Origin of the sequence: Cobetia sp. SIMBA_158, assembly GCF_046566945.1 — a bacterium.
Classification (GTDB): Bacteria; Pseudomonadota; Gammaproteobacteria; order Pseudomonadales; family Halomonadaceae; genus Cobetia; species Cobetia amphilecti.
This window is the reverse complement of the sequence record NZ_JAWJYL010000002.1, coordinates 457730-477452: the sequence shown is the minus strand read 5'-3', so window position 1 is coordinate 477452 and position 19723 is coordinate 457730. Positions and strand designations below refer to the sequence as shown.

17 protein-coding genes and 1 pseudogene are annotated in these 19723 nt (G+C 59.4%); 9 read left to right on the top strand and 9 right to left on the bottom strand.

The window, feature by feature from the left end; genetic code table 11:
• The first annotated feature begins 91 nt into the window (after nucleotides 1-91).
• From R2R70_RS06000 to R2R70_RS05985, 4 genes and pseudogenes are all read left to right on the top strand, one after another.
• Nucleotides 92-409, top strand: coding sequence for a LexA family protein (locus tag R2R70_RS06000; RefSeq protein WP_410977577.1), 318 nt, complete (start codon nucleotides 92-94; stop codon nucleotides 407-409).
• A gap of 62 nt (nucleotides 410-471) precedes the next feature.
• A pseudogene (locus tag R2R70_RS05995) lies at nucleotides 472-1761 on the top strand (DUF4113 domain-containing protein).
• Nucleotides 1762-2263: 502 nt separating this feature from the next.
• On the top strand, nucleotides 2264-2632 hold the full coding sequence (locus R2R70_RS05990; protein WP_192837728.1) for a histone-like nucleoid-structuring protein, MvaT/MvaU family: 369 nt from the start codon (nucleotides 2264-2266) through the stop codon (nucleotides 2630-2632).
• Between the two features lie 135 nt (nucleotides 2633-2767).
• Complete coding sequence (locus tag R2R70_RS05985) at nucleotides 2768-3442, top strand: hypothetical protein (protein ID WP_410977562.1); 675 nt, start codon at nucleotides 2768-2770, stop codon at nucleotides 3440-3442.
• An 85-nt stretch (nucleotides 3443-3527) separates the two neighbouring features.
• Here R2R70_RS05985 and R2R70_RS05980 read toward each other — a convergent pair whose 3' ends face one another.
• The 9 genes from R2R70_RS05980 to R2R70_RS05940 form a co-directional block, all read right to left on the bottom strand.
• Nucleotides 3528-4814 carry a VWA domain-containing protein gene (locus R2R70_RS05980; RefSeq protein ID WP_410977561.1) on the bottom strand — a complete coding sequence of 429 codons (1287 nt, stop codon included), beginning with the start codon at nucleotides 4812-4814 and terminating at the stop codon, nucleotides 3528-3530.
• Nucleotides 4815-4881: 67 nt separating this feature from the next.
• Entirely contained in the window at nucleotides 4882-5229 is a 348-nt protein-coding gene (locus R2R70_RS05975) for a hypothetical protein (RefSeq protein ID WP_410977560.1), read from the bottom strand.
• A gap of 534 nt (nucleotides 5230-5763) precedes the next feature.
• Nucleotides 5764-6663 (bottom strand): tetratricopeptide repeat protein, encoded by a 900-nt coding sequence (locus R2R70_RS05970; RefSeq protein WP_410977559.1) that lies wholly within the window; start codon nucleotides 6661-6663, stop codon nucleotides 5764-5766.
• A gap of 867 nt (nucleotides 6664-7530) precedes the next feature.
• A complete protein-coding gene (locus R2R70_RS05965) occupies nucleotides 7531-8118 on the bottom strand; it encodes a PadR family transcriptional regulator (protein ID WP_410977558.1) in 588 nt (195 codons plus the stop codon).
• A gap of 132 nt (nucleotides 8119-8250) precedes the next feature.
• On the bottom strand, nucleotides 8251-10245 hold the full coding sequence (locus tag R2R70_RS05960; protein ID WP_410977557.1) for a TonB-dependent receptor domain-containing protein: 1995 nt from the start codon (nucleotides 10243-10245) through the stop codon (nucleotides 8251-8253).
• Between the two features lie 101 nt (nucleotides 10246-10346).
• On the bottom strand, nucleotides 10347-11030 hold the full coding sequence (locus tag R2R70_RS05955) for an O-methyltransferase (protein ID WP_410977556.1): 684 nt from the start codon (nucleotides 11028-11030) through the stop codon (nucleotides 10347-10349).
• Entirely contained in the window at nucleotides 11027-11878 is an 852-nt protein-coding gene (locus R2R70_RS05950) for a heme ABC transporter ATP-binding protein (RefSeq protein WP_410977555.1), read from the bottom strand. Before R2R70_RS05950 ends, R2R70_RS05955 begins: the two co-directional genes overlap by 4 nt.
• A gap of 1 nt (nucleotide 11879) precedes the next feature.
• Nucleotides 11880-12905 (bottom strand): FecCD family ABC transporter permease, encoded by a 1026-nt coding sequence (locus tag R2R70_RS05945; protein WP_410977554.1) that lies wholly within the window; start codon nucleotides 12903-12905, stop codon nucleotides 11880-11882.
• Between the two features lie 23 nt (nucleotides 12906-12928).
• Nucleotides 12929-13747: a hemin ABC transporter substrate-binding protein gene (locus R2R70_RS05940; RefSeq protein ID WP_410977553.1), complete on the bottom strand. Its 819-nt coding sequence runs from the start codon at nucleotides 13745-13747 to the stop codon at nucleotides 12929-12931.
• A 648-nt stretch (nucleotides 13748-14395) separates the two neighbouring features.
• Between R2R70_RS05940 and R2R70_RS05935 the strand changes: the two genes are divergently transcribed.
• From R2R70_RS05935 to R2R70_RS05915, 5 genes are all read left to right on the top strand, one after another.
• Entirely contained in the window at nucleotides 14396-15064 is a 669-nt protein-coding gene (locus R2R70_RS05935; RefSeq protein WP_176677398.1) for an ABC transporter permease, read from the top strand.
• Between the two features lie 44 nt (nucleotides 15065-15108).
• Entirely contained in the window at nucleotides 15109-16290 is a 1182-nt protein-coding gene (locus tag R2R70_RS05930; RefSeq protein ID WP_192837739.1) for an ABC transporter ATP-binding protein, read from the top strand.
• A gap of 4 nt (nucleotides 16291-16294) precedes the next feature.
• Nucleotides 16295-17026, top strand: coding sequence for an ABC transporter permease (locus tag R2R70_RS05925; protein WP_216060389.1), 732 nt, complete (start codon nucleotides 16295-16297; stop codon nucleotides 17024-17026).
• Between the two features lie 102 nt (nucleotides 17027-17128).
• The gene (locus R2R70_RS05920; RefSeq protein WP_410977552.1) at nucleotides 17129-18010 is read left to right on the top strand and encodes a glycine betaine ABC transporter substrate-binding protein; all 882 of its coding nucleotides are present in this window, start codon (nucleotides 17129-17131) and stop codon (nucleotides 18008-18010) included.
• A 165-nt stretch (nucleotides 18011-18175) separates the two neighbouring features.
• Nucleotides 18176-19561 carry an MmgE/PrpD family protein gene (locus R2R70_RS05915; protein WP_410977551.1) on the top strand — a complete coding sequence of 462 codons (1386 nt, stop codon included), beginning with the start codon at nucleotides 18176-18178 and terminating at the stop codon, nucleotides 19559-19561.
• Nucleotides 19562-19723: the final 162 nt, after the last annotated feature.

Sequence of the window (19723 nt, the reverse complement as noted above, 5' to 3'; positions counted from 1 at the left end):
GCTACACCCGCTACACCCGCTACACCCGCTACACCCGCTACACCCGCTACACCCGCTACACCCGCTACACCCGCTACACCCGCTACCAAGCCTGCCAAGCTCGCGTGTCAGCTGCGGTTCCCCAAGCTCGGCAGAGAACCACAGTGAAGCGCCGCTCTCGCTGGATGAGCTGGTCAGGCTCAGGGAGCCGAGCTCGTTCCTCGTCCGCGCGGAAGGCGACAGCATGATTAACGCAGGCGTCTTTGAGGGTGACGTGTTGATCGTCAATAAAGCCAAGGAGGCGCGCCATGGAGATATTGTCATCGCGTGCATCGGGGCTGAGTTCCTGGTCAAGCGTCTCGACCTCCAGCACCCGGATGGCCCCCTCCTGTTGCCGGAAAACCCGCGCTATCAGCCCATCGTCCTGTAGGACGGGGAAGAGCTGCTGATCTTGGGGGGTTGTACGCACAACCTTCATTCGCTGGAGGGCATATGACCCCGAGTCTGGATGTCACCGGCCGCACCATTTGCCTGTGTGATATCAATTCGGCTTATGTGGCGATGGAGACAGTCTTCAGACCGGAAGTTGCTGAAAAGCCTTGCGTAGTCTTGTCATCGAATGATGCCAACTGTATTGCTCGTGGGGTGCTGGCGAAGAAGATGGGCATCAAGATGGGCCAGCCGTGGCATGAGCTGAAAGGGTTGCACGCCCGGGGCGAGCTTGAGGTATTTTCCAGCAACTTTGCGCTCTATCACTCCATGAGTAATCGGTTCAATGCCGTGCTGTGTCAGCACTCCAGTCTCTGTACGGAGTACAGCGTCGATGAGTCCTGGTTGGTGCCGCCGACAGACCGAAACCTCGAGCCCTGGGGGCACGTGCTGAGGGCAGATGTCCTGAAGAAAACAGGCCTTCCCATTGGGGTCGGTATCGGCGTCAGTCTGACGAGTGCCAAGCTGGCGTCTTGGGCGGCCAAGGCCTGGGCGCGGGGGACGGGGAATGTGATGGATGTGCGGTTGCCGGGTCGACTGGAAAAGCTGCTGAAGCTCGCGCCCGTTCGAGAGGTCTGGGGGATAGGCGGACGCCTCGCCGCCCGCCTGGAAGCCGATCACGGTGTCAGGACAGCATGGGATCTCGCGTGTATCGAGCGGAGGTTGTTGCGGCGCCACTACGGGGTTCTCGTTGAGAGCACCGCACGAGAGCTCTGTGGCGAGTGGCGCTTCTCACCCGATGAGGGGCCGGAGCATCAGCAGCAGATCCGGGCCAGCCAGGCCTTTGGACGTCTCATCTACGACTACGACACGATCGCATCAGCCGTGGCCTCACATGTTGCGCGTGCGGCCGCCAAGGTACGCCGACAGAACGCCTCTGCGCAGTCGATCAAGGTCAACATCAGCACCTCGCATTTTTCACGTCAGGGAGAGCCTTACAGCGCGTCCGTCGGCACCGCCTTTTCGACGCCACTCTCTGATAGCCGTGATCTGACTCAGGCGGCACTCAATATCTTGCGTCACATCTACCAAGAAGGGCCGGCATACGCCCGTGCAGGTGTTCTGCTGGGCGATCTGACGGGTGATCGGTACCGGTGTGACGACCTCTTTGCGCCGGCTGAGCGGCCAGGCAGCCGTGAGGTGATGTCGGCCGTGGATCAGCTCAATGAGCGGGTGGGAAGGGGGACGGTAAGGTTTGGACGCGAGACAGCCAGCCCGGGATGGGAGGTGCGCTAGGCGATGCTGTCGCCGCGTTATACAACCCGATGGGAAGACTTGCCAATAGCTCGCTAGTCATGTCTCCTCTCGGGACAGGGAATGTTGATAACTAGGTGTTTAGTCCCAGGGTGTAATGGTCCATGGTATGAACCATTACACCCTAGGACCATACACCTAGCACTGGGTGTCGTGTTATTACTGTTGATAACCATCATGATTGGCATTGTGACCGTTACAGCATGGCTGTACGCGCCGAGGTCGTCATGGAATCGCTCGCTTATGTTCCGCATTGTTCGGGGCAATTTTTATTTACCAGTCTGCTGGTGGGCTATGCAGCGATGCGATTTTCGACACACTGGCTAGTTGACCTGGCCGTCGGACCAAATCATGGCTTTGGCTGGGTGCGTGCCATGCAACGCAGTCTATAAAATCCCGTTATCTTGCATATTTTCAGCGCTGCCACACGGTAGGGCTTATTTTTTTAAAAATGGGTTTACTCACGGGCGTTTCTTGTTATATTGAACCCAGTCACTAATTAATTTTTGTCCCTGCTGTTCTGCCTAACGAGGTAAATCCCATGTCTGCAGTACTGAAGCGTTTTATTGAAGCGGAAGCTCGACTCAAGCAAGCCCAGCTCGATTACGAGAAGATGCAAAGCGATCCCAAGTTCCAGCGCGCGATGGAAGTGAAAGAAAAGCTTCATGCGCTGCAGGAAGAGTATCAAATGTCTGCGGACGAAATGGTCGCGCTGATCAAGCCGGAAGCGGTTGATGAATCTGCACCGAAAGCGTCTAGCACTCGCCAGAAGCGTCGCATGAAGAAGTACGTCAACCCGCATACCAACGAAGTGATCGAGACCCGTGGTGGTAATCACAAGGGCCTCAAGGAATGGAAGAAGGAATACGGTGAAGAAGAAGTCGAATCTTGGGGCGGCTTCATCGAGTGAACTTCGTCCGTAGCTGAAGTATGTTGAATGCCACAGGCCGTCCACCTGTGGCATTTTTTTGGTCATGACTGACCCGTTATCGCCGTCGAAGGTCGGTTATTGAGCCATGCGACACTATCCTTGTTTGGAGGAATCATGATCAGTACAGAGACCGGCCGACAATATAGTATCTATGGCACTTGCCTTCTGCCGCGCATCACAGGCCAGGAAAAATTGACAGACACGGTGCTTGCGTGGGATTTGCGGCACTTGCAGCAAGTTATTGTTGACCGAGAGGTCAGCGATCATCCTGCCAATAGAGAGCAACTATTAAAGAGTGACAAAAATATTCTGGGTGCCGAACGACTAATTGGCGCCCGGCCTAAAATAATCGGCCTACTATTTCGAGACGGTCAGTATAGAACCTTCCGACGGCCTAGCCAGGACGAGATGCAGCAACTGGCCAAGCTATTGCAATTCGAGCCTCCCCTGGACGTGCCGATTCTCGATGAGCGGGGGTACTGCTTCGAGGAGTGCGTCCAGATCGTCGCGGCTCGCAGCCCAACCCTTCCGATTCCGGCCATCGCCGTGACCGTCATGCTGTGCTTCGCCCCAACCGTACTGTCCAACGTTGGCCTGGTGGATACCGCATCACCGGACTTCAGTGAGCTCGACTGGTGGCTATTCTTCGTCGTTCTGCCTCTGACAAGCCTGCCGTTCATGTACCTGCGCGCGAAAGCGTCGTTGGCCAGGTGGCAGCGTCGTTTGAGCGAAGAGGAGGCAGACTATCTGAATCGACTGGTGGCCGATGGGGAACAGCAGGAGTTCTGAGGCGTCGGTGGCGGGGGCTGTGCGCGAGCCCCACGAGCACCCAAGCGAAGGCGAGCTTGGGCGCCCTTTCATTGGCGAGGCTGGGTTACAGCAATGCGTTTGACTTCATCGTGCGCAGCCAACCGGGGAATTCACTGAGCAATTGCGCGTAGAGACTGTCATCCGTGACGTTGGCGAAGTTGTCTATGTTGAAGAAGTCAGAATTGTCGATGTCTCTGCCTTGAAGGTCATCCAGGTTCTCCAAGATGCCATAGTCCTGGCCGCCCAAGCCGACAAACTGCCAGAAAATCGGCTGTCTGCATGTCTCCCGGATCACTTTTTCTATCTTGCGCGACTGTGTAATCCCCCCATCCGATATAAAGATCACCAGCACGGGTTCCGAAGTCCCGGCGAAGTGCCGGACTACGTCTTCCATGACATCCTTCTCATTATTACCGGCGCCCAGCCCACGGAAGATAGTGAAGGGGAACAGTTTGCTGACATTCCTTGTTCGCTCGATGTAGTTCTCATAGTTGTTGACCGAGACGTTGCCGTACTTCTTGAACTTGGAGGCGAAGGCCCAGAATTCGATCTGGCCATCATTGTCTAATTGAAGCGCCAGCGGCACGATACGCTCCAGGACCTGCTGAACATGGCCCTTATGGTACTGGGAATACATTGAACCAGAGCCATCGAGGACAAACGCCACACGGGCCGTGACATCCTCCATATTGTGCTTCTTGAGATTAAGCGCGATCGGCTTGGCGAAGTCGATTAGCTTGGGGGCGTGCTGCTCCAGTTTGACTGACAACGCCTCCTCGATGTCGATTTTCGGGGCTTGGGCTTGGGCTTGGGCTTGGGCTTGGGCGGACGCGGGGGTCGGGGTATCAGTCTCTGACTTATAACCGACGTGAACGCCATAATTGGTCGCCAAGGGGGCAAGGCCGCCTTCGAAGCCGGCACCGATCGCCTTGAACTTCCAATCGCTGTTATGGCGATAGAATTGCCCCAGGATGAGCGAGGTGACGGACAGGTTCTTGGGGTCTGGCGAGAACTCGGCGACACCTTTCACGGATAGCCGGATAGACGACGCTTTGCTGAAGGCTTCCTCCCCATCGAGCACGATCGTAATGGCCAGCTTTTCCACATCGGCAGGAACGCGCGACAGGTCGATCATGAACTGATCATTCGTCATCTTGACCGAGCCATCGCCCGTTTCCGGCTGGTTATAGAAAATGAAGTCGCTGTCGGAACGGACCTTGCCATCCTTGCCCAGCAAGAAGATCGATTTATCCACCTCGCCAGCGAAGCCCGGTGCGAACTCCGTTGTAATATCGACGGCGAGTTGATGGTCTTGCAGTGTCGTGTTCAATCCGGCAGTTAGCTGCTTCATGCGTTCCTCTGGAAGTAAATTATTCCGGTTCTCTTGCGCGAGTCATGGGGGCCGGTGCCGACTCCCTTCACCGCGCCTGCTGACTGTTATTGAGGGCTTCTGCTGCCCGGCGCGCGCTCTCGGACGACTTGCCGGCGCAGTCATGGTTGAACTGACTGGATAAGCGACGCTGTTCGTCCACCCGCTGGTTATAGGCATTCACCGCAGACTGGTTGTAGAGATCCAGCGTGCGGGAGTCCTCGGAGAGCTGACGTTCCAGGTCGAGCATCTGGTTGTACATGATGATGCATCGCTCCATCGCCTCATCAGAGATATAGGCAGCGGACATACCGCTCGAGGAGGGCGGCGCCTGGTACTCTTTGGCGATCGCCACAGCCGGCAGGGTGAACAGGGCTCCCAGGACGGCCCCCTGCAATCCATTGCTTCATTGTCGAGTCCTCAACATGTAGTTTGTAGTACTGCACGTGGCGGCCCCTCTGTCATTGTTCTCTCTGGGGCTGGATTGCCTCAAACGTTCCAGTTGCTCCGCCAGCTCAGTGGTCATCACCACATCCCGGCAAAGCCCGCCGAAGCCGATGAACGTATAGGGCTCGCCGTAGACTTGAAGGGCTCTTCGACATTTCATGTGTGGTTTGACTTTATCCAGCATACGCACAACGGGCTGCTGTTCAGGAAGATATCGCTATGCAGTTGCTTTCGTTTCGATAGCCGTGAACACGTGACCAGTCGGCTTGCAAAAGACCCTTCATGCTTATCGTTTACGGTTGACTGTCAGGACTCGTCTGAGTTGTTATTCACTTGATGAACCACTGTGATTGTCGAAAATCAGACGAGACCTGTAGGTTGTAGATAGTATATCGAGACCCGTAACGACGTGCGATACAATCACCTTGGGTGAACTAGATCAAGCGTCATCATCACAAAACAGCTGTCGTTAAATCATGCTTGTTTATAAGTCTTCCGGTGTCGGTAGCGGATCATTGGCATTACGATGACTTGCAAGGCGCTCGGCCTGCTTGATTTGTTCTGTAGACAGCCACTTGGCGATATCCCTAAGTTCTGGCGCTGCATCCTGGTAACCTTTATCTTCTGCTATCATATAATATGCGTACGCTAATGTTTTGTTCTCAGGAAGAGACTTGCCATGTCTGTAAAGCTCTCCTAGACTGATGTAACCGTTTACGTGCCCCTGAGAGGCGGAATTGCGATACCACTTGATTGCCAATTCCATATTTTTCTCGGTACCAAATCCGTGTTCATATAAATGGCCAAGCATGTTTTGTGAAGGGGCGTCTCCCCACTGCGCGGCTTGTTTGAATAGCTCAAGGGATTTACTATAGTCCTGTTCTACGCCAGACCCTTCAAAGTACATATGTCCAAGCGAAAACAGCGCTGGTTGATAACCCCTCAGTGTCGCTTGGCGATAGAATTCAGCGGCTTTTGCTTTATCTTTCGGTACGCCACGACCGGTTTGATACATATATCCCAGTAAATAGTTCGGTCTGGGCGTATCCGGCTGTACTGCTTTTTTTAACCAGTAAGCCGCTTTTTTATCATCATTAGTAACTCCAATACCATTAAGATAATGAGTGGCAAGTGTTACCTGTGCAGACCATTGCCCTTGTTCTGCTGCCAGTTCATACCAATGCGCAGCTTTACTGTCGTCCTGCGGTAAACCATATTCTCCACGCGAATAATATGTCGCTAAAGTCTCCTGTGCCTGGCTATTTCCTTCCTCTGCGGAAATCGTTATCCGCTGAATATATTCTTCAGGAGTTTCACTCAAAGCTGGTGTAGCAGCTGTGATCAGGAGGCATGCGACGAGTGCCGCCTTTGCTAGCAATTTCATATCAATCTACTCGTTACGATGTGAAGCTATATAATATAGGTTGCATATGTTTGTGTCACTTATGGACAGAGACGACATTATTGAGACTGTCATTCTCTGATACATTCTATACGTTGAGCCTACGTTTAACTCTTGTCGGCAGCCAAGTACTCAGATCTCAGGTCCGTTCGCTGACAAGCCTTTCAGTATTGATGCTCACTGGATCATCGATATCATCACTGGCCGATCTACCTCACCGCGCAAGGCATTCATGGAGTTGGCAGACAGTGTGAGTTCACGCTGAAAATTCCCCCATTATCCTTGCAAACCGGGGCCGAACGGCAAGAGGGGGACTAAGCACCCAGGAAAAGCGCCTATCCAGGGGTAGCGTCATCAGTCGTGATGAATCGCCCAGCAATTATCCAGGGCCTCTGTTCTCAAGGGTAGGGAATGCAAGCGTCTTGAGGCTCAGGGGCCACGTAAGCTGGAGGCTATGGCGTCTGCCCGCAATTACAAGCGTGAACCGAGCGGATGAGCCTTTGCGCCTCCTGGCACAAAATCTGGCTCATGTTGCTTTGATGGATTATGGGACATACAGATTGCGCTCATTCTTGTCGCTATCATTTCACCCGAGTGCTTCGAGAAAAATACTTTGAGTCGGGTGTCAAGCATATTGCCGCATGTTGCGTCAGGCAGACAACGACTCACACCGCTGTGAGTCAATCGCGATGCCATAGGTCAGGAGCCGGCTCAGTCCCCCTCCATGACGAGCTGTCATGCTCTCACGGACAGAGCGCCCAAAATCTTGCTTCTGTTATACAGGGCAAGAATTCAGGTGGTGAAATATCGTAGACAAGCTGCCTGTGCATCTCCCTTGCCTTTCTGTCCTCATTCACGGGCTTCATGGCGAATGCGCGCTGTGGTTTCCTGCAACAGTTTCAATATGCGTCGCTGTGCTTCAGGCGAGGCGCCGCGGCTTTCATGCAAGGCAGCTTTCATGTCCATCCGCGCGGTCAGCAGCTCCTGTGCCAACGGCATGGCCTGCGTCTCGTCCGCGAGGCTGTGGCGCAAGTCAGCGAACAGGGCATTGAGCTTGCGGCCTGCCGAGTCCAGGCGGGACCTTACCTGTTGGGCGCTGGCATGGTGCTCCGTCAGATAGGTGCTGCCTTCCCGAGTCAGGCTGTAGTACTTGCGGCGGCCTTCACGTTGTTGCGTGATCAGCCCCTGCTCGGCGAGACGCCCGAGCACCGGATAGAGCATGCCGGGGCTCGGGCGATAGAAGCCATTGGAGAGCGCCTCGATGCGATCCCCAAGCTGACTGCCGTAGCTTTTCTCCGCGTCGAGCAGGGCGAGGGTCACCAGGCCCAGGTCATGGGCAGACAGCTTGCGTGTCGCCGGCATGCCCAGTGGCAGGGCATTGGGTACGTTAGAGGATGGCAGGGAAGGGCCGTGATCAGAGTCAACCGGAGGAAACATCGAGACGCCTTTGGATGAAGAAAAGAGTGCGCGGCGCGCTGTCATGAGAAGCAGCGGATGGCAGTCAGGGCTCATCCGCTGCTCGGTGTTACGGGGTGTCAGACGCTTTTGGGTCGTATTGGTGCCCGGACGTCAGAATTGTACCTGTAGTCCGGTATTGAAGCGGCGGCCATCCAGCACCGTGCCATAGGTGTCCTGATCAATGGTCTTGTCGAAGAGGTTGTAGATGCCGCCGTAGAGTGTGACGGTCGAATTCAGTCGATGACGGACACCGACATCCACCAGGGTATAGCTGGGGTAGGCATCGCTCAGCCCGCTGTTGGTGGCGACCTGCTCTGCCTCTCCCTTGTAGCGAGCCTGGGACCATACCCGCGTGCGGGGAGAGGCCTGCCAGTCCAGCCCCAGGGTCGCGCGGTGGCGAGGCTGATCATTGAGCGGCAATCCCTGATTGTCGCCGCTGCGCTGTTCGCTGTCAGTGAAGCTGTAGGTGGCCCGCAGGTCGACGCGTTCGCCCAACGGCATCCCCAGATTCAGTTCGACCCCATTGACGGTGGCCTTGTCGACATTGATGTACTGATAGATTGCGGTGTAGTCATCGCCCTGATACCGGCAGCTGGCATCGCCCTCGCGCGTGTCGCAGACCACGGGGGAGTCGATCTTGTCCCGATAATCGGTGTGGTAGAGCGTCGCGCCTGCACTCAGCCCGTCATCGCCTTGCCATAGGGCAGCGATTTCATAGGTGGTGCTCTTTTCCGGCTCAAGGTCGGAGTTGCCGACATTGCGACAGTCTGCGCAACCAGGCCCGCCGCCACCCTCTATCCAGTTGGAATCGCCTTCCTTCAGATCCGGGGTTCGGTAACCCGCACTCACGCCACCCTTGAAGGTCAGCTGCGGTGTGGCGGTATAGACGCCGTACAGTCGCGGCACGATCTCATCACCGTAATTCTCGTCATCGACCCAGCGCACACCGGTAGTCAGGGCGAAACGCTCGGTCAGGAACCACTCATCCTCGGCGAACAATGCCATGTCCCAGCGCTCGAGATTCTCCTCGCCGAAGCCACGTCCCGGATTTTCCGTGCTCTGCTCCCGGTACTGGGCACCTAGCGTCAGCAGGTGAGCGCCGAAGGACATCACGGTGGCACTGTTGGCTGTCACTCGTTCGTAGGTGGAGTGATAGCTGTTGTCATCCTGCTCAAGCGTTTCACGTTGCAGATAGCTGCGAGTGGTCAGCCCATCTTCCCATTCGTGGGTATGCCGCAGAGTCTGGTGTTGGCGCTCGGTTTCCAGATCGTGGTCGCTGCCCGTGCGTTCGGCATCGGCCAGGGTGTCCTGGGTCCCTCGGCCGACTTCCAGCGAGAGCCGGTTGTCGGTGTCGGGGGTCCAGTCCAGCTTGGCATTGAGGTCGTGGCGCTCATGGTCGCTGTAGCCACCTTCGCGATGGTCTTCATCGCGCTGCAGGGTGGAGCCGGTGATCGTCGCGGACAGCCGGTTCTCGATCAGAGGACCGCTGACGCGGAACTGGGCCTTCTGACGGTTGCCGGAATCGGAGTCTTCCTGGATCAGGGTGTCGAGATTCAGTGAGCCGCTCCAGTCCCGGCCGGTGGGGCGGGTAATGACATTGATGACTCCGCCCAGCGCATCGGAGCCATACAGGGTCGACATCGGGCCGCGAATTACCTCGATGCGCTCGATGGCCGAGATGGGGGGCAGCCAGCCGAACTCGGCGCCCGAGCCATAGCCGTTGTAATACGCCTGCTGGGAGCCCTGAGGGATGCCATCGACCAGGATGAGGGTGTACTTGGCATCCAGGCCGCGAATCGAGATCTCGCCCGTGCCTCCCTTGCTGGACGGACCATCGTCCACGTAGACGCCAGGCACATCCTGCAGCGCTTCGCTGATGTCCCGATATGACTTGCCCTCCAGCTGATCGCGAGTGACGACCGTGATGCTGGCGGGGGCATTCATGGGGTCCACGGCGTAGCCGGACGCGGAGGCGGAGGTGACGGTCATGGTCTCTAGCGATTCGAGGGTTTCCTGTGCCTGGACACTGCCAGCGAGACAGCACAGTGAGGCGCAACTGGCGGCAAGTCGACGAGAACTGACGGTGAGCGTATGGGGCTGATTCATGAGGTGTGTGGGGTCCCTTGATCGTTATTGGTTTCAGGGAGTCACGGGGGAGGCATTGGAAGGCCGGCCTTCTTGTGGGCCGGCTCGATACTGCGCAGGGATCAATCCTGATAGCGAGAAACACTGAGCATGCCTTTGCCGAAGGGGATCAGGCGCGATGTGAAGTCTTCTGCGTGCTGGATCTCGTGGCGAAAATCACCCGGCACGCCCTCGAAGTGATCCAGATTGTCGGCGACCACGAAGGCGCCGGGCGCCAGGCGGGGTTTCAGCAGGGCCAGTACAGGGAGGTAGAGCGACTTTTCGCCATCGAGAAACAGGAAATCGATGCTGTCGCCAACATCCGCGAGGGTTTCCATCGCATCCCCGAGGCGAATGTCGACGCGGTGCTCAAGGCCGGCATCACGCAGGTTGTTAAGAGCGTGCTCTCGCTTGTTGGCGTAGTACTCGCTGCCGATCACCTGGCCGTCATTGTCTTCGGCAGCCGCGGCCAGATAGAGGGTGGAGATACCGAAGGAGCTGCCGAACTCGACGAAGTGACGCGCCTTTGCGGCGCGCGCCAGCATGTACAGCAATGCGCCCTGGGCCGGGTCGATGGACAGGTAGGCATGTTGAAAATGACTGGCGTCGCGGAAGTCTTTCCCGGAGCGGCGCAGCGCGGCGCCACTGTCACCGCTGGCTGCACGGGCCTCGCGTTCCTGGCGGCGTGTCTCCGCCTGGTGGCGCGCCAGGGCGTGTTCTCGTTCGAGGGTGTGCACCACGTTGGCGCGATTCAGAGTGTCGGTCATGAGGGGGCCTTTTCGGGAGATGCCTGGGGTTCAAGAAAGTCATGCGACTCAAGAGGCTCTTGGGGTTCAAGAGCGTCATGCGGGGCGTGAGCGTGGTGGGTCGTGACGACCACTGGACAATGACGGTGAGGGTGAGACATCACGCAGACAGGCTGGCGGTAGACGCGGGACAGTCGTTGCTGCTCCAGTACCTGCCAGGGTGTGCCCTGCGCGACCAGCCGGCCTTGATCGAGCAGGACCAATCGGTCGGCATGAGCGGCTGCGAGATTCAGGTCATGCATCACGGCGACCACGCAGTGCCCGCGTGAGGCCCACTGTGCGGCCAGTTGCAGGAGGCGCTCCTGATGGCGCAGATCCAGCGCCGCGGTCGGCTCATCGAGCAACAGCAGCGACGCCTCCTGGACGCGCACTCGGGCAAAGGTGGTGCGTGCCTGTTCGCCGCCGGACAGGGTCATGGCATCGCGACTGGCCAGATGCAGGATTTCCACATCGGCCATGGCCTTCGCGATGCAGGCGTCATCCTCGTTCGGCGGGAGATCGCGCAGGGCGCGTCCCATGGCGACGACTTCATCGACTCGATAGGCGAAGCGCAGCACGTTGTCCTGTGGCATCACGGCGCGCCTGGCGGCAAGATCGCGAACGCTGTACTCCGCGATGGAGCGGCCTTCCAGTCTCAGTTCGCCCTGGCTTGGGAGACGATCACCGGCCATCAGTCCCAGCAGGGTCGATTTGCCTGCGCCATTGGGGCCGATCAGAGCGGTCAGGCTGCCGGCTGGGCAGGCCAGCGTGATGTCTTCCAACAGCTGGGCGCCATTGTGCGTCAGTGACACCTGATGCAGATTCAACATGTCAGCTCGCCTCCGGGCCGCGTCGTCTGGCGACCAGCCACAGGAAGAAGGGCCCACCGAGCGTGGCGGTCAGAATTCCGATGGGAATCTCGTTGGGCGGGTCCAGGCTGCGGGCCCCCAGGTCGGCCAGCATCAAGAGAATTCCGCCGCCCAGAGCGCTCAAGGGCAAGAGATGGCGGTGGCCGGGGCCAATCAGGGTGCGCATGAGGTGCGGAACGACCAGCCCGATGAAGCCGATGGTGCCGGTGAAGGCGACGGCGGCGGCTGTCAGCAACGCGGTCAGAGTAATGAGCTTGAGTCGCAGACGTTTGACATCGACACCGGCATGGCGGGCCTGGCGTTCGCCGAGGGCGAGCAGGTCCAGTGGCACGGCCTGACGTCGCAACAGCAGCAGACCCAGCAGCGTGAGTGGTGCGATGGTCATGACCGGCAGCCAGGAGACACGCGCCAATGATCCCATTGACCAGAACATAAGGCTTTCCAGCTGCTCGACACTGGCCAGATAGGTGAGGTAGCCGGTCAATGCGCCGGCAACGGCATTGATGGCGATCCCGATCAACAGCAGGCGCGAATTGTCACCGCCGTTGCTGGCGGGCTTCGCCAGCAGGTAGATCAACCAGGTGGTGACGAAGCCACTGCAGAAGGCACCGACGGGTAGCGTCCAGGCGCCCAGAGTGTCGATGCGCAACACGATGATCATCACGGCCCCGAGAGAGGCACCGCTGCTGACGCCGACGATGCCCGGGTCCGCCAGTGGGTTGCCGAAGAGCCCCTGCATGGCGGCGCCGGCCACGGCCAGAGCGGCACCGATCAGCAAGGCCATCAGGGCGCGCGGCAGACGAAGCTCCCACAGCACGGCGTGAGCAAGCGCGTGGTTGGCGTCGTCAGCCCAGGGGGCGGTCAGTGCAGACAGCACCTCATTGAGCGGCAGGGATACCACGCCTGTCGTGAGGCTGATGCCCAGCCCCGCCAGTGCCGCGAGTGCCAGCCCCTGATAGAGGCGTTGGGTGAGAGCAGGTCGCCGCAAGGCCAGTCCTGAGGTGAGATCCGTCATGGGGCGTACAGCGCCTCGGCGAGAGAGTGGGTGGCAAGGCCGCTGCTGGCCCCATCGAACTTGATGGCGGCATGATCCAACACGATCAGGCGCTGCTCACGGGCCGCCGGTGTGTGCGCAAGCCCCGGGACCTTGGTCCAGACGCCTTGCTTGCCACCGAGCGCCGCTAGCTCGAGCTCCGACACCAGTACGGCGTCGGGCGCCATGGCCATCACCCCTTCGGCACTGAGGGTCTGATAGCGGTCAAGTCCGGCCTCGGCACCGACATTGATGGCGCCAGCACGTCGGATCAGGGCATCGGCAGAGGTGGCGGCGCCTGCTCCCGTGACGGTGCCGCTGGTACCGGCTCCGGCGCTGGAGATATGCAGCAGGCGCGGTGCGGCACCTGTCTCGCTCAACGCCTCGGCGCTGGCATAGCCGGCTTGGATACGCGTTATCAAGGCCTGGCCACGTTCTGGTTGCTCGATCAGCGCTGCGAGCCTTTCCACTCGTTCGACGGCGGGCAGGGTGCGTTCCAGCATCACGTGGGGGATGCTCAGTCGTTCTGCCTGCTCCATGACATTGGCGTCCCGCTGGGGATTGCCGCCAATCAGCAGGTCGGGATCATGGGCGAGCAGCCCCTCGATGGAAGGCTGACGATGAAAGCGCTCTGCTCCCTGCAACCCCCGGGCGAGAGTGGGGTCCTGCGGCACCAGAACAAGTTGTTCTTCTGCGCCGAGCGCGACGATGATCTCTGCATGGCCAGGGTCCAGCACGGCAATGCGGGAAGCCGCCTGTGAGAGTTGAGGAATGGCCAGTGCTGATGCCAGAGACAATGCCAAGCACCATCGATGAAGTGGTGCCGTATTCAAGATATTGCGCATGGTGACGGTATCCCTCGGGTGGCGACGCAGATGCCGAAATATCTTACGATAATTTGAATGATAATCTATATCATTAATGTTTAAGGGTCTAGCGGTATGTGGCTGAAATGGCGAGCCCCAAGTTTCACTGCGGCTCGCATTGCCGACGCTCACTGCCATCAGCTCTCCCTGGCATACTCTCCAGCGTGCCCTCAGTGGGATGTCGTGCGTCGTTTCGCTGTGCGCAGGGCCTGCCCATATATGCTAAATAGATGATTTATAAATTGTTTTGTCTTTTTTGTTACCATCGTCGCGGACAAGGCGGATAGCGGTGGCGAATTGGCCCCAAACCTGCAGAGCGAATCAGTGATACCTGTCGTCAGTGAGTCAGTCGTGCTCTCGGGCTCGCGTGGCGCAAGGAGGATCACCGTTCTTGATAACTGGCATTTTGCATGCTCATCCAAATCGATAAATAACTGCTATCTCGCTTTGCTAAGCTAAGCAGGTTTCCGCTTCGGCATCTCAGCGACTTCGCTTGATGATATACCTGCCCTGACACCTGTGGCGCCGGCTAAAGCCTGCCGTGCCTAACAGGACACAATAAAAGCAAGGAGATCCCGCTTGGAACTGATCCAGTATGCTCTGGACAATCTGGAGCTCTTGACCACACGCACGCTTGAGCACATCTCGCTGGTCGGGGTGGCGGTGGGAATCGCCACCCTGACGGGCGTGCCCATCGGCATCGCGATCACCAAGAATGAGCGAGCCGCCAAGACCGTGCTGTATATCGCCTCGATCATCGTGACGATTCCTTCCATCGCGCTGTTCGGCATCATGATTCCGATCCTGTCGTTGATCGGGCAGGGCATCGGCTATCTGCCGGCCGTGATCGCCGTGCTGCTGTATTCGCAGTTGCCGATCATCCGCAACACCTATACCGCGATCAACAATGTCGACCCGGCGCTGCGCGAAGCCGCCAGAGGGGTGGGCATGAGCCAGAATCAGCGTCTGTGGATGGTGGAGATTCCGTTGGCCGTGCCGATCATCATGGCCGGTGTACGCACCGCCGTGGTGCTGAATATCGGGGTGATGGCGATTGCGGCCTATATCGGTGCCGGGGGGCTTGGCACCTTCATCAGTCGAGGAATTTCCCAGTCTGATCCTCGGCAATTGATTGTCGGGGCGGTGGCGGTCAGCGTGCTGGCCATCCTCGTCGACTATGCATTGTTGGCGCTGCAGAAGCGCCTGACGCCCAAGGGCATGGACCGCACCACAGCGGCCGCCGCCTGAGGCGTCATTCGCGCCCATTCTGCCAACACGACAAGGAACGCTTCATGATCGAACTCGACAACCTGACAAAAGTCTTCGATACCCCGAAGGGCGCCGTGACGGCCGCTGACAATATCAGCATGAAGGTCCCGAGCGGTGAGATCTGCATCCTGCTCGGCCCCTCCGGTTGCGGCAAGACCACCAGCCTCAAGATGATCAACCGCATCATTCGCCCGACCTCGGGGCGAGTGCTGATCAACGGGGAAGACACCACCAATCTCGATACCCAGGAGCTGCGCCGCAACATCGGCTACGTGATCCAGCAGATCGGTCTGTTCCCGAACATGACCATCGAGGAGAACATCACCGTGGTGCCCCGGCTGCTGGGCTGGGACAAGACGCGCTATCGCGAACGTGCCCGCGAGCTGATGCGCATGATCGCGCTTGAGCCCGATGCCTTCCTCAAGCGCTACCCGAGTGAGCTGTCCGGTGGCCAGCAGCAGCGTATCGGCGTGGCGCGTGCCTTGGCGGCGGACCCGCCCGTGATGCTGATGGATGAGCCCTTTGGCGCCATCGATCCCATCAATCGCGCGGTGATCCAGGATGAGTTCCTCAAGATGCAGCAGGACCTCAAGAAGACCATCATGTTCGTCAGCCACGATATCGATGAGGCGATCAAGATGGGCGATCGCATCGCTATCTTCCGCGGCGGCAAGCTGGTGCAGTATTCACCGCCCGATGAGTTGCTGGCCGCGCCGAAGAACGAGTTCGTCGAATCCTTCCTGGGCGAGGACCGTGCTCTGAAGCGCCTCAACCTGGTCAAGGTGCGCGACCTGGCCAGTGAAGACATCGGCATGGTCACGCCGGATGACACCCTGACCACGGCGCTCGAGCGCATCGAGGCCTACGGCTACCAGAACAGCATCGTGATGGTGAACGACAAGCGTCAGCCGGTCGGCATCATCAGTGCCGCCATCGCTCGCACCTCCAAGGGCCATTGCCGTGATCACTTCCAGAGCGTGCCCGTCGTGGTCAGCCTGGAGGATGACCTGCGCAAGGTGGCCTCGCTGATGTTCGCCAATGACATGACCTGGATGCCGTGCGTCGATGACGAGGGGCGTATCGTCGGCCAGATTACCCAGCGCGCCATCACCCATCATCTGGGTTCGCGCTATCGGGCGCATGCGGGTGGCGGGGCTTCGGGCCAGCAGGGTGAGATGTCCGCGACCGCGCTGCACAAGGAGTAAGCCCATGCCGACACTGAAATTCACGGGCTTGCTGCGGCTGGTGGCCGTGGTCGCGATCTTCATGGCCGGGGTCTGGAGCCAGTCGAGCGGTGTGATCGAAGAGTTCCTCTTCTATATCCCCGACATCCAGTTCCTGACGGTACAGCACCTCTGGTTGACGGCGCTGTCCGGCGGGCTGGCCATCCTGGTCGCGGTCCCGCTGGGCATCATCCTGTCGCGACCGAGCATGACGCGCTACGCCGAATCCGCCATGCAGGTGCTCAACGTGGGCACCACCATCCCGACGCTGGCGGTGCTGGCCCTGTCGATGAGCTTTCTGGGCATCGGCACCGTGCCGGCGGTCTTCGGGCTGTTCGTCGCGACCCTGCTGCCCATCACCCGCAATACCTACACGGGGCTCAAGGGCGTGTCACCGGCCTTGAAGGAAGCGGCAGCCGGGATCGGCATGTCGCCTCTCCAGCGTCTGGTGCGGGTCGAGTTGCCCAATGCGCTGTATGTGATGTTCGCCGGGATTCGTACCGCCCTGGCCATCAATGTCGGCACGGTACCGCTGGCCTTCCTGATCGGCGCCGGTGGACTGGGGGAGCTGATCTTTACCGGGATCGACCTCTATGACCCCATCATGATGCTGTCCGGTGCCATCCCCACGGCGCTGCTGGCGATCGGGGTGGATGTGCTGGTGGCCTTCGTGGCCTTCCTCGTGGTGCCGCGAGGCGTCAACCCGGCGCGAGCATGAACGAAGACCCACGCGCCGACTCGCTCGGCGCGTGGTGACAGACTGCACGACCTGAACAACAACAACCGGCTGGACCGAAATTTCACAGGATAGGAGAACACCATGAAGACCTTGACGACTCTGCTGACCGGCGCGGCACTGGCCGCTTCACTTTCCACGGCTCAGGCTGACGAGATTGTGGTGGGTGGCAAGAACTTCACCGAACAACAGATTCTCGCCAGCATGACGGGGCAGTATCTGGAAGGCCTGGGGTATGAGGTGAAAGAGCGCTCCGGCATGGGCTCCGCCGTCCTGCGTCAGGCGCAGGAAAACGGCCAGATCGATCTCTATTGGGAGTACACCGGCACCTCACTGATCAACTACAACGATGTCAGTGAGCGCCTGAGCCCGGAAGACACCTATGCCCGCGTCAAGGAGCTGGACGCCGAGAAGGGCCTGGTGTGGCTGGAGCCGTCTGCGGCCAACAATACCTATGCACTGGCGATGCGTGAGGCGGACGCCCAGGAGCGCGGTATCGCCTCACTGTCCGACCTCTCGCAGGCGGTCAATGACGACAAGGGGCTGTCCTTCGCGCTGAACGCCGAATTCTACGCGCGTGATGATGGCTGGCGTCCGCTGCAGAAGGCCTATGACTTCCGTGTCGGGCGCGCCGACGTCAAGCGCATGGATTCCGGTCTGGTCTACCAGGCCCTACGTGATGGTCAGGTCGATGTCGGCCTGGTATTCGCCACCGATGGCCGCATTCCGGCCTTTGATTTCACGGTGCTCGAGGACGACAAGGGCTACTTCCCGGCCTACGCCCTGACACCGGTGGTGCGTGAGGAGTCGCTCAAGGCCAACCCGGAACTCGAGTCGCAGATGAATGCGCTGTCCGCCGAGCTCAATGACGACACCATGGCGAGCCTGAACGCGCAGGTCGATGTCGAGAAGAAGAGCATCGAGCAGGTCGCCGAGGACTTCCTGAAGGAACACGGCCTCAAGTGACCTTCAGGTACGCCTGATCCTCTGACAGCGAGGTTCAGGGGCCACGCCAGCATGGACAAGGCCGCCTGCGGGCGGTCTTGTCGTCTCTGGCGGCCGCGTCTACTTCGCTCGCAACTGTCCCCATCCCGTTGGTCATTTCCGTGTCTGCCAAATTGGAGAAGTCCCATGTCTGCTCCGGATTGTCTGCCTCATGCCACGTCTACCTCTCATGCCATGCCCACCTCTCATGCACCTGCCGAGGATCGCCTGGCGCCTGCGCCGCTGTCCCTGATCCATGAATATGACGAGACCCGTCTCAGTGCAGAGCATCTGCACCAGGCCAAGCGCTGCCTGCTGGATCTGCTGGGCGTCGCGGCAGGTGCGACGCGGACTCCCCTGGCCGCCAAGGCGGTTCGCTACGTCACGCGCCAGCACGGCGGCGACTTGCCGCTGTTGTTTGCCAGCGGCACGGCCTCTTCCAGTGGCGTCGCCCTGCAGGGTGGCTGGTTGATCGATGCACTGGATGCCCACGATGGCCAGGTGCTGACCAAGGGGCATGCGGGGGTGGCCTTGTTGCCCGGCCTGCTGGCGCTCCCGGAAACCCGGCAACTCAGCGGGCATGCGTTTCTGGCGCTGCTGGCCTATGGCTATGAGGTCGCCACGCGCGCGGGCATCGCCTTGCATGCCCAGAGCCCCGATTACCATACGTCGGGGGCCTGGAATGCGCTGGGCGTGGCCGCAGTGACTGCCCGCCTGCGCGGCTTTGATCGTGAGACGTTGCACCACGCGTTGGGCATCGCCGAGTTCTATGGGCCGCGTAGCCAGATGATGCGCTGCATCGATCATCCCACCATGCTTAAGGATGGCTCCGGCTGGGGCGCGATGACCGGCATCTCGGCGGCGCTGCTGGCGGAAGATGGTTTTACCGGAGCGCCGGCATTGACGGTCACGTCGCCGGAGGTCGCTGCGCTGTGGCAGGACCTCGGTCAGCGTCATTATCTGTTCGAGCAGTACTTCAAGGCCTATCCAGTGTGTCGCTGGGCGCAGCCGGCAGTGGAGGCGGTACTGTCATTGGCAGATGCCGTGGCTGAGCCCGACGACATCATGCGTATCGAGATCATCACCTTCCATGAGGGCAAGCGGCTGCATGTCATGCACCCTGTCACCACGGAGCAAGCGCAATACAGCCTGCCGTGGTCGGTCGCCTGTGCTCTGGGGCGGGGCAGCGTGGATGTGGAGGGCGTCTGCGAGGCCCTTGACGATGCCGGCCTCAAGGCGCTGGCGAGCAAGGTGGTCATCGAGGAGGATGCTGCATTCAATGCCCGTTTCCCTGCCGAGCGCTGGGCTCGTGCGCGAATCGTGCTGAAAAGTGGTGAGGTGCTGGAAAGCGCAGACCATGAGGCATTGGGCAATCCGGACAAGCCGCTGACGGATGCTCAGGTGCTGGCCAAGTATCAGGCCCTGGCGGAGCCGGTGCTGGGAGACCGCGCGGCCAGGTTGCGTGATGTCGTGATGGACCTGGAGTCACACTCGGTCTCCGAGCTGCTGGCGCTTCTAGGCGCACCGGCTTGAATCTGGCGGCTGCGGCTGACATTCTGCGCGGCGCTTGATTCTCATTGGCCTGCTTCCTGGCCCTGGCCCTGGCCCTGGCCTTTCGCCTGGTTTTCTACCTGGCTCTGACCCTGACCCTGGCTTCTGCTGTTCGTTGCCTTCTCTTTTCATTACCGAGACATG